General features: G+C 67.8%; 10 protein-coding genes. 4 read left to right on the top strand and 6 right to left on the bottom strand.

Going from position 1 to position 9,946, the window contains the following annotated elements; genetic code table 11:
- Nucleotides 1–356 (top strand): transposase (locus ALLO2_RS23185; protein WP_157493305.1); only part of this gene is annotated, 356 nt, incomplete at its 5' end.
- A gap of 616 nt (nt 357–972) precedes the next feature.
- Entirely contained in the window at nt 973–2,169 is a 1,197-nt protein-coding gene (locus ALLO2_RS07960; protein ID WP_035730793.1) for a Fic family protein, read from the top strand.
- A gap of 32 nt (nt 2,170–2,201) precedes the next feature.
- On the opposite strand, the gene ALLO2_RS07955 is transcribed toward ALLO2_RS07960, so the two are convergent.
- Nucleotides 2,202–2,462: a hypothetical protein gene (locus tag ALLO2_RS07955; protein ID WP_035730898.1), complete on the bottom strand. Its 261-nt coding sequence runs from the start codon at nt 2,460–2,462 to the stop codon at nt 2,202–2,204.
- Nucleotides 2,463–2,668: 206 nt separating this feature from the next.
- Between ALLO2_RS07955 and ALLO2_RS07950 the strand changes: the two genes are divergently transcribed.
- Nucleotides 2,669–2,944, top strand: a complete 276-nt coding sequence (locus ALLO2_RS07950) for an SCO4848 family membrane protein (RefSeq protein WP_011435128.1) — start codon at nt 2,669–2,671, stop codon at nt 2,942–2,944.
- Between the two features lie 255 nt (nt 2,945–3,199).
- Here ALLO2_RS07950 and ALLO2_RS07945 read toward each other — a convergent pair whose 3' ends face one another.
- A complete protein-coding gene (locus ALLO2_RS07945) occupies nt 3,200–3,964 on the bottom strand; it encodes an SDR family NAD(P)-dependent oxidoreductase (RefSeq protein ID WP_011435129.1) in 765 nt (254 codons plus the stop codon).
- Between the two features lie 348 nt (nt 3,965–4,312).
- On the opposite strand from ALLO2_RS07945, the gene ALLO2_RS07940 reads away from it, so the two are divergent.
- Complete coding sequence (locus ALLO2_RS07940; RefSeq protein ID WP_023839876.1) at nt 4,313–6,532, top strand: RecQ family ATP-dependent DNA helicase; 2,220 nt, start codon at nt 4,313–4,315, stop codon at nt 6,530–6,532.
- A gap of 17 nt (nt 6,533–6,549) precedes the next feature.
- On the opposite strand, the gene ALLO2_RS07935 is transcribed toward ALLO2_RS07940, so the two are convergent.
- The 4 genes from ALLO2_RS07935 to sdhC form a co-directional block, all read right to left on the bottom strand.
- Entirely contained in the window at nt 6,550–7,248 is a 699-nt protein-coding gene (locus tag ALLO2_RS07935; protein WP_011435131.1) for a succinate dehydrogenase iron-sulfur subunit, read from the bottom strand.
- Entirely contained in the window at nt 7,248–9,002 is a 1,755-nt protein-coding gene (gene sdhA, locus ALLO2_RS07930; RefSeq protein WP_035730896.1) for a succinate dehydrogenase flavoprotein subunit, read from the bottom strand. Before sdhA ends, ALLO2_RS07935 begins: the two co-directional genes overlap by 1 nt.
- Before the next feature lie 48 nt (nt 9,003–9,050).
- Entirely contained in the window at nt 9,051–9,512 is a 462-nt protein-coding gene (locus tag ALLO2_RS07925; RefSeq protein WP_035730792.1) for a succinate dehydrogenase hydrophobic membrane anchor subunit, read from the bottom strand.
- Nucleotides 9,512–9,907, bottom strand: coding sequence for a succinate dehydrogenase, cytochrome b556 subunit (gene sdhC, locus ALLO2_RS07920; RefSeq protein ID WP_011435134.1), 396 nt, complete (start codon nt 9,905–9,907; stop codon nt 9,512–9,514). Before sdhC ends, ALLO2_RS07925 begins: the two co-directional genes overlap by 1 nt.
- Between the last annotated feature and the right edge of the window lie 39 nt (nt 9,908–9,946).

Below are 9,946 nucleotides of genomic sequence, written 5' to 3'. Positions count from 1 at the left end.
GCACGGGCCGGGCCCGGGTCACCCGGACGATCCCGAGCACTGTCACGGTCCACGTCCTGACGAGCCTCACCCTCGACGCGGTCACACCCGCTGATCTCGCGGGCTACGCCCGAGGGCATTGGACGATCGAGAACAAGGTCCACTGGGTGCGCGATGTGACGTTCCGTGAGGATGCCTCGCGGGTTCGGACCGGCCCACTGCCCCGCATCATGACCACNCTCCGTAACCTGATCATCGGGCTGATTCGCCTCGCTGNCCATAACCGCATCGCCCCGACCATCCGCAGAATCCGACACGACAACGCCCTGCTCCTGGCCATCCTCACTCTCGACAACCCCGCTGACCTGCATCAATGACTTTGCGGGTCACCCTGTCGGCTCCCACCCGAAAAGCACAGCCTGACTCTTCGGCTTTTGCTGACGGAAGTGCAGGGCTCGGTAAATACCGTCTAGTCTTACCGTTTCGCACGTAGGAGCAAACGCAGATTTTCTTCTACCGTTCGCGAGTCGAGGGCTTTCGTGTGTCTACGACAATGGAATGCGATATTTTCTCGATTTCGGCACTTCACGTGATCTGTTCAGGATTGACGCCAATCAATCTCTTCCTGGATTGGATCTTGAATGGGAAGCTACTGCGGGGGTCGGGGTAGCGAGACGAGATAAGCGCCGATCCCGTGCGCAGGCCCCGTACGGGACGTGTGACTCAGGGGCGCTTGGGCGCCAAGCGACCGTGTACACAACCCGACTTGCAACGGCCAAATTTGTAGAGCCTTCACTCATGACCTAGGTACTCCAGCCCGCCGTATCGCAGTCAGTGACGGATGGGGTGGTTTTGGCGACGGCCTGTGCTCGGACCGAGGCGAGTCAAGGGCATGTCGTGCGATGGGTCGGCGGGGTGGCGCTGGGACGGGCTCTGCAAGCGGACTTGGAGCCGCGTGGGAAGATTTCAAGTTCTTGCCCGTAGACTTGGATTGTGGATCGGGATCGGTTCGAGCGCAGCCCTACTGGACATCTCGTCAAGATCACTGGAACTGACGGGCGGTCGGGCGTCGCGTACGAACATGTGGCCTTCCAGCCGGACCCGCTGGCGGGCGCCGAGCCGGCGCTGGCGGGAGGGACGTGGCGGAACGTGGCCCGCGCGGGGCGCGCTCTCGGTCGTCTCGATCAGGCTGGTCGACAGATTCCTGAGCCCGCCTTGCTACTGCAACCCACGCTTCGGACGGAGGCGCAGAGCACGTCCGCGTTGGAGGGGACCTTCGCTCCCCTGGAGGACGTGCTTGCGGCTGAGGTCACAGAGCCGACCTCGCAGAGCGAGGAGGTTCGGGAGGTCCTCAACTATGTCCGGGCGGCGGAGGCGGCCTTCGCGTGGATAGGCGATGGTCGCCCACTCACCGTAGCCGCGCTTTGTCAGGTGCATCGAGATCTCGTGCGTGGAACTCCTGCGGACACCCGTGATGCGGGGAGGATCCGCTCGATTCAGGTTGCGATCGGAAGCCGCGGTGGTGCGATCGACACCGCTCGCTTCGTCCCGTCGCCGCCCGGACTGGAACTGGACGCGGCTGTACGTGATCTGCTGGACTGGATCACCGTGGATTCGAAGTCCATTGACCCGGTCGTGGCTGCGGCGATGGCGCACTATCAGTTCGAGACTCTTCATCCATTCAACGATGGAAACGGCAGAATCGGGCGGCTTCTCGTGGTCCTCGANCTTTGTTGGAAGGGGATACTCTCGGAGCCGTTGCTGGCTGTGTCGCCCTGGTTCGAGGTGCGTCGGGAAGAGTACCAGGACCATTTGAGGGAAGTTAGCGCAACGGGAGACTGGGACGGCTGGATCTCGTTCTTCTCCGAAGGTCTGGTCGAGTCCTGTGAGCGGACTATTCGGACAGTCGACGACCTCCTCGGTCTCCAGGCCGAATACGTGCGACGACTCAAGGTGGCGGGTCTGACCGGTGGGTTGGTCCGCGATATCATCGACGGGCTGATCGGGAGTCCGTTTGTCACGGTGCGTTCGGTCAGTGAAGATACCGGGAGGACTTTGCAGGCGGCGAGCAACGCCGTCGCCAGGCTTGTGGAGCTGGAAATTCTGCGGGAACGTACCGGGCGAAGCTATGGTCGTGTCTTTGAGGCGGTGGAGGTCACCTCAGTGCTACGGGCCCAATCGGGCCGCTGAGGGTTCGCCGGTACCGGCGTCGACTACGAGGGCTATGACGCCACCTCGTTGGAGAGGATCTCCTCCATGCGTTCGGAGATGTCCTGCCGGCCGCTGTGGCCTGCGCCCCGGGCGCCGAGCACGCGCCGTCCGTTGGTCGTCTCGCCCCGTTCGAGGAGTTCGGCGAGACCGGCCGGCACGATGGCGGCCAGCCGCTGGCCCTTGTCCGTCAGGTAGACGACCTGACCAGATGCGGCAGCCTCTCGGACGACCTCGGCAAGTTGGTCATCGGGTGGGAGCGGCATCTCCGTCATGGCGACATCGTAACTTCGGTTCACCCGCCCTACCCTCCGTCGATCATCTTGCCCCGGGGTGGGCCCATGTGGTCCCCTCGCCCAAGAACGGTTCGGCAGCTGGTCGTCGAAAATCTGGCTGCCATCTCACCCTATGGTCGATCAACGTGGCTGAAATCGCGCGCCCACGGAGAGGCCACGGCGCCTGTGAGTGCGAGGCTGGTGAGGTGACTCTGTCGAAGCGTGCGTCCTGGTTCTTGATCGCGGTCGGCGTCTGGACGTGGGCCATCTGGCCAAATTTCCTGCGGAACGTGTGGAAGGATGATCGTTCCTGGGACGACGGCCCGACTGGCTTCTTCACGGTCCACCTGGTCCTGACTGTCGCTTCCCTCGCCATCGGCTCCGTCGTTGGCTGGCTCGGCATCCGCGGCGCACGGGCCGTCCGCCATGGCGATACCGGTGATGATGCCTCATCCAGGCGGCTGATCAATTCGGGTCGTTGACATGCCGAAAGCGGCGGTAGTCTTCGAAACCGCTCCGTTTCATGATCGGCTCTACGTCGTGTGATTCTCCTGGCGTTGGGAAACAGGGGCTGACCTGCGCGGCTGCTTCGCGTTGATCGTCGTGTGTGGTCGCACCGAGTCCCAATTGAGTGATTGAGCGCGTGGGCCCACTCCGGGGGCGCGGAGCGGCGTGTCCCGGAAAATCCGGGACACGCCCGACCAGTCCGGCGCCAGGGGTTCCCGCGCGACGCGGTGTCAGCCGACCTGCTCGGTGGGCCGCATGAGCAGTTCGTTGATCGCGACCCGCCGCGGCCGGGTGACGATGTAGGCAACGGCGTCCGCGATGTCCTCGGACTGCATCGGCTCGATGTCGGCGATGCGGCGCATGACGATATTCCGGATCTCCTCGCGGATATGGGACCTCAGCTCGGTCTCGACGGAGCCCGGTTCGACCACCGAGACGCGCACGTGCCGGGCGGTGACCTCTTGGCGCAGCGACTCGGTGAACGCGTTCACCCCGAACTTGGTGAGGTTGTAGATGCCGGCGCCCATGGTGGCGTGCCGTCCCGCCACCGAGCTGATGTTCACCAGGTCCGCGACCTGGCGGGGGCCGCCGTCCGCGGCAGTGAGCAGATGCGGCAGCGCCGCATGGGTGACGTACAGCAGGCCCTGCAGGTTCAGGGCCACCATCCGGTCCCACTCCTCGGTCGGCGCGTCGAGGATCGGCCCGGGCAGCATGATACCGGCGTTGTTGACGACGGTATCGAGCCGGCCGAGCTCCGCCACGGTGCGCTTCACCGCGTCGGCGGCCTGGGCCTGGTCGGTGATGTCCAGCGGGAGGGGGAGGGCGGTGCCGCCGGCGCCGGTGATGTCGGCGGCGAGGCGCTCGAGCCGGTCGCCGCGCCGCGCGACCAGCGCCATCGCGGCGCCGTGCCGGGCCAGCTCGCGGGCGGTCGCCTCACCGATGCCGCTGCTCGCACCGGTCACCAGGGCAACGGTGCCGTCCAGCCGTTCGCTCATGTGTACGCGCTCCTGAGTCGTGGGCGAGTCGCCGGGTCAGTCAGCGTGGTCAGGCGCCCTACCTGGAGCGGCTGGAAGAGGGTGCCGCGGCCGGCCGCACGAACCGGTGGAACCCGGCGACAGGCACTGTCCGGTCATGCCGGGCGAAGCCTACCGTGATCGGGTATCTGCCGAGCCGTCACGGTGACTCCGTCCCGCTGTGACCTGGGACGATCCGATCTTGTCGGTGGCATCGGGTAGACACCTCTCATGGCAGCAGACGAGACGACCTCCGCGCTTCCGGGGGCTTCCGGCCCGGCGTCGCCGGTCGCGCATGCCCCGGATCGGGCGGAGGCCTGGCCGGGCCCGATGTTCCCGGCGGGCCTGGCGGACCCGGCGGAACCGGGGCCCGGTGGGCTGCGGGAGCGCGCGGAGGAGCTGCTGCGGGCGCTTGCCGGGCCGGCCGCGGCGCTGCGCGAGGACCAGTGGCAGGCCATCGACGCGCTCGTGACCCACCGGCGCCGGGTGCTGCTCGTCCAGCGCACCGGTTGGGGCAAGTCGGCGGTGTACTTCCTCGCCACGGCACTGCTCCGCGGCGCAGCGGGACGCGCTGCTCCGACGGTGATCGTCTCCCCGTTGCTCGCGCTCATCCGCAACCAGGCGGCGGCCGCGGCGAGGCTGGGCATCCGCGCCGGCGAGATTCACTCCGGCAACGTGACCGAGTGGGACGAGGTCTACGCGGCGTTGCGGTCGGGCGAGCTCGACGTGCTGCTCGTCGGGCCGGAGCGGCTGAACAATCCGACCTTCCGGGACGACTACCTGCCCGAGCTCGCCGCCACCACCGGGTTGCTCGTCATCGACGAGGCGCACTGCATCTCCGACTGGGGGCACGACTTCCGGCCCGACTACCGGCGGCTGCGCACTCTCGTCGCCGGGCTGCGTCCGCGGGTCCCGGTGCTGGCCACGACGGCCACCGCCAACACCCGCGTGGTCGAGGACGTCAGTGAGCAGCTCGGAACCTCCGCTCCCGCCGGCCCGGCGTCCGCCGGGACGTTGGTGCTACGCGGGAGTCTCGATCGGGAGAGCCTGCGGCTCGCGGTCGTGTCGCTGCCGCAGGCCGAGCACCGGTTCGGCTGGCTCGCCGACCATCTCGGCGAGCTGCCCGGATCGGGGATCGTCTACACGCTGACGAAGGCGGCGGCGGAGGAGCTGACCATCTTTCTGCGCGGTCAGGGTCATGCCGTCGCCACCTATCACGGTGGCATCGAGGCGGCCGAGCGCATCGTCGCCGAGGAGGATCTGCTCGCGAACCGGGTCAAGGCGCTGATCGCCACCAGCGCGCTCGGAATGGGCTTCGACAAGCCGGACCTCGGCTTCGTCGTCCACATCGGAGCTCCGTCGTCGCCGATCTCCTACTACCAGCAGATCGGCCGGGCCGGCCGGGCGCTCGACACGGCCGAGGTCGTGCTCCTCCCGGCGGCTGAGGACCGGGACATCTGGCGCTACTTCGCGGACACCTCTTTTCCGCCGGAGCACGTCGTCCGCCGGGTGCTCGGAGTGCTCGCGGGCGCCGACCGGCCGCTGTCGACCCAGGCGTTGCTCGCGTCCGTCGACCTCGGCCCCAGCCGACTCGACCAGATGCTGAAGGTTCTCGACACCGACGGGACGGTCCGGCGAGTCAGGGGCGGCTGGGTGAGTACCGGTGAGCCCTGGTTGTACGACGAGGAGCGTTACCGGCGTGTCGCCGCGGCGCGCTCTCGGGAGCAGCAGGCGATGCTCGACTACATCGTGACGACCGGCTGCCGGATGGAGTTCCTGCGCCGGCAGCTCGACGATCCCCACGCGGCGGCCTGCGGGCGGTGTGACCGGTGCACCGGTCGGTCGTGGTCGTCCGCGGTCTCGGAGTCCTCGCGGACGCGGGCCCGGGATGAGCTGCGCCGGGCGGGCGTCCCGGTCGAACCGCGGCGGATGTGGCCGACTGGGATGGGCCGGCTCGGGGTCGACCTGGCCGGGCGTATCCCGGCGTCGGCCGCTGCCGAGCCCGGGCGGGCGCTCGCCCGACTCAGCGATGTGGGCTGGGGCAACCGGCTGCGCCCGATGTTCACGTCTGCCACCCTCGCTGTGCCCGGCGCCGCTGTGCCCGGCGCCGCTGTGCCCGGCGCCCTCGACGGCCCGCTTCCCGGCGATCTCGTCGAGGCGGTGGTCGCAACGCTCGCCGGTTGGGGATGGCAGCGGCGGCCGGTGGCCGTCGTGTCGATCGCGTCCCGCAGCCGGCCCCGGCTCATCGCGAGCCTCGCCGAGCGCATTTCCACCATCGGACGCCTGCCGCTGCTGGGGCAGCTCGACCGGGTCGCCGGCGGGCCGCACACCGGGCAGGTGCACAACAGCGCGCACCGGCTCGCCGGCCTGTGGGATGCGTTCACGGTCTCCCCGGCCCTTGCCGCCGCCCTGGGCGAGCTCGGCGGCCCGGTGCTGCTCGTCGATGATCGGATCGTCACCGGCTGGACGATGACGGTCGCCGCTCGCCTGCTCCGGCAGGCCGGAGCGCCGTCGGTGCTGCCGTTCGCGCTCGCGGTGGACACCGCATGACCGGCCGGGAGGAAGGCTCAGACGCGGCGGAACAACAGCGCCCGCTTGACTTCCTGGATGGCCTTGGTCACCTGGATGCCGCGTGGACAGGCGTCGGTGCAGTTGAAGGTGGTCCGGCAACGCCAGACCCCCTCGCGTTCGTTGAGGATCTCCAGGCGCTCGTCGGTACCGGAGTCACGGCTGTCGAAGATGAACCGGTGGGCCGCGACGATCGCCTGCGGGCCGAAGTAGTCGCCGTCGGTCCAGAACACCGGGCACGCGGTGGTGCACGCCGCGCACATGATGCACTTGGTCGTGTCGTCGAAGCGGGCCCGGTCCTCGGTGGACTGCAGCCGCTCGCGGGTCGGCTCGTGGTCGTCCGTGATCAGGTAGGGCTTCACTGCCCGGAACGCGTCGAAGAACGGTTCCATGTCGACGATGAGGTCCTTCTCTACCGGCAGACCTTTGATCGGTTCGATGGTGATCTCCGAGCCGAGGTCCTTCACCAGCACCTTGCAGGCGAGGCGGTTGGCGCCGTTGACCCGCATCGCATCCGAGCCGCACACCCCGTGCGCGCAGGACCGGCGGAAGGCGAGCGTCCCGTCGAGGTTCCACTTGACCCACATGATTGCGTCGAGCAGCCGGTCGCTCGGATCGAACGGCACCTGGTAGCTCTCCCAGTGCGCCTCGTCGACCGTCTCCGGGTCGTAGCGACGGATCTTGAGGGTGACTGTCATCAGTACTTGCGCTCCATCGGCTGGTAGCGGGTCATGACAACCGGCTTGTAGTCCAGGCGGATCTCCGCCTCCGGCGAGGCGGCCACCAGCGGCCCCGACCGGTAGGCCATCGTGTGGCGCATGAAGTTGACGTCGTCCCGGTTCGGGTAGTCCTCACGGGAGTGGCCGCCGCGGGACTCGTTGCGGGCCATCGCCCCGATGACCAGGACCTCGGCGAGGTCCAGCAGGAAGCCGAGCTCCACCGCTTCGAGCAGTTCGGTGTTGTAGCGACGCCCCCGGTCGGACACGCCCACCCGCTGGTAACGCGTCTTGAGGCCGGAGATGTCGCTCAGCGCCTGCTTGAGCGTCGCCTCCGTCCGGTACACCGAGGCGTTGACGTCCATCGACTCCTGCAGTTCGCGCCGGATCGCGGCCGCGTTCTCGGTTCCGGCGCCCGCGCGCAGGCGCCCGAGCAGGTCCTCGACGAACGACGCCGGGTTCTCCGGGAGGTCGACGTGCTGTGCGTTCGCGTTCGCATACTCGGCGGCGGCGATGCCAGCCCGCCGGCCGAATACGTTGATGTCGAGCAGCGAGTTGGTGCCCAGCCGGTTCGCGCCATGCACGGACACGCACGCCACCTCGCCGGCCGCGTACAGACCGGGCACGACCGTGTCGTTGTCCGCGAGCACCTGCGCGTCCACGTTGGTCGGGATGCCGCCCATCGCGTAGTGCGCCGTCGGCTGGATCGGGATCGGGTCGTTGTACGGTTCGATGCCGAGATAGGTCCGAGCGAACTCGGTGATGTCGGGCAGCTTTGCGTCGAGGTGCTCCGGCGGCAGGTGGGTGAGGTCAAGGTAGACGTGGTCGGCGTCCGGGCCGCAGCCGCGGCCGGCACGGATCTCGGTGTAGATGGCGCGAGCCACCATGTCGCGTGGCGCAAGGTCCTTGATGGTCGGGGCGTAGCGCTCCATGAAGCGTTCGCCGTCCTTGTTGCGTAGGATTCCGCCCTCGCCGCGGGCACCCTCGGTGAGGAGAATCCCCATCTTCCAGATGCCGGTCGGATGAAACTGGAAGAACTCCATGTCCTCCAGCGGGATGCCCCGCCGGAACGCCAGACCCATTCCGTCACCGGTCAGTGTGTGCGCGTTGGAGGTGACCTTNANGNCCTTGCCNAAACCGCCGGTGGCGAACACCACCGACTTGGCCTGGAAGATGTGGATCTCTCCGGTCTTCAGCTCGTAGGCGACCACCCCGGCCGCCGCGCCCTTCTGTAGTAGCAGGTCGAGGACGTAGAACTCGTTGAAGAACTCGATGTCGTGCTTGACGCACTGCTGGTACAGCGTCTGCAGGATCATGTGCCCGGTGCGGTCCGCCGCGTAGCAGGAGCGGCGCACCGGGGCCTTGCCGTGGTCGCGGGTATGGCCGCCGAACCGGCGCTGGTCGATGCGACCCTCGGGCGTCCGGTTGAACGGCAGCCCCATCTTCTCCAGGTCGAGGACAGCGTCGATGGCCTCCTTCGCCATGATTTCCGCGGCGTCCTGGTCGACCAGGTAGTCACCGCCCTTGATCGTGTCGAAGGTGTGCCACTCCCAGTTGTCCTCCTCGACGTTGGCCAGGGCGGCACACATGCCGCCCTGCGCCGCGCCGGTGTGCGAGCGGGTGGGATAGAGCTTGGTGAGCACGGCGGTCCGGCAGCGGGTGCCCGCCTCGATGGCGGCACGCATGCCGGCTCCACCCGCACCGACGATGACTGCGTCGTACCTGTGGACCTGCACGCCTACCTCCATCCGTCCGATGCTGGGGTCACGGGATCACCGGCGCGTTCAGATGTCGGGATCGAAGGTGNAGATGACGAGGGTGCCGAGGGCGACGACCAGGAACGCCGAGGTATAGAGTAGCGTCTTCAGCCAGAACCGGGTCTGGGGCCGCCCGGCGTAGTCGTTGATGATCGTGCGCAGGCCGTTGGTGCCGTGCAGCTCCGCCAGGAGCAGCATCACCAGGTCCCAGGTGCGCCAGAACGGTGACGCCCAGCGGCCGGCGACGAATCCGAAGTTCACCCGCTGCACCCCGCCGTCGAGGATGTTCATGATGAACAGGTGGCCGAGCACCAGAAAGAACAACAGCAGGCCGCTGACCCGCATGAATACCCAGGCGTAGAGCTCGAAGTTGGTGCGCGCCTTGGCGCTGCCCGGCTTCCCCCGCCGGCGGGAGAGCCCGGGGGTGCGGGGCGCGACGAGTTCCGGCGCGCGCGGGCCCGCCGGGCCACCGGGGGGAGCGGTCGTCATCAGGTCGTGCTCCCGAACAGCGTCTCGAAGGTGTGCAGCAGCATGCGGGAGGCGGCCGCAACCAGCAGCACGACGAAGATGACGAGCTCGACGTACAGCATCTGCTTCTGGTATCTCGGGCCGGACTCCCAGAAGTCGATCAACATGATCCGGATGCCGTTGAGGGCGTGGTACAGCACCGCCGCGACCAGGCCGACCTCGAGCAGGTTGACGATCGGGCTCTTGTAGACCTCGATCACCTCGTTGTACGACGTGGGGGAGACCCGGACGAGAGCGGTGTCGAGCACGTGGGCGAAGAGGAAGAAGAAGACCAGGACACCGGTGATCCGGTGGGCCACCCAGGACCACATACCCTCTCGACCGCGGTACAGCGTGCCCGCTGGTGCCTTCGGCAATGAAAGCTCCTCCGGATCGGCCCAGCCGATGGGCCGGAA

Source organism: Frankia sp. Allo2, assembly GCF_000733325.1.
In the GTDB taxonomy this organism is placed as follows: Bacteria; Actinomycetota; Actinomycetes; order Frankiales; family Frankiaceae; genus Frankia; species Frankia casuarinae.
Note: the sequence above shows the minus strand (reverse complement) of the source record. Positions and strands in the feature narration are given on the sequence as shown.

What these genes read in the sequence shown, in the direction of transcription:
- ALLO2_RS07955 (WP_035730898.1), bottom strand. Translation starts at nt 2,462, where the DNA reads ATGACGGAGATGCCGCTCCCACCCGATGACCAACTTGCCGAGGTCGTC.
- ALLO2_RS07945 (WP_011435129.1), bottom strand. Translation starts at nt 3,964, where the DNA reads ATGAGCGAACGGCTGGACGGCACCGTTGCCCTGGTGACCGGTGCGAGC.
- ALLO2_RS07940 (WP_023839876.1), top strand. Translation starts at nt 4,313, where the DNA reads ATGTTCCCGGCGGGCCTGGCGGACCCGGCGGAACCGGGGCCCGGTGGG.
- ALLO2_RS07935 (WP_011435131.1), bottom strand. Translation starts at nt 7,248, where the DNA reads ATGACAGTCACCCTCAAGATCCGTCGCTACGACCCGGAGACGGTCGAC.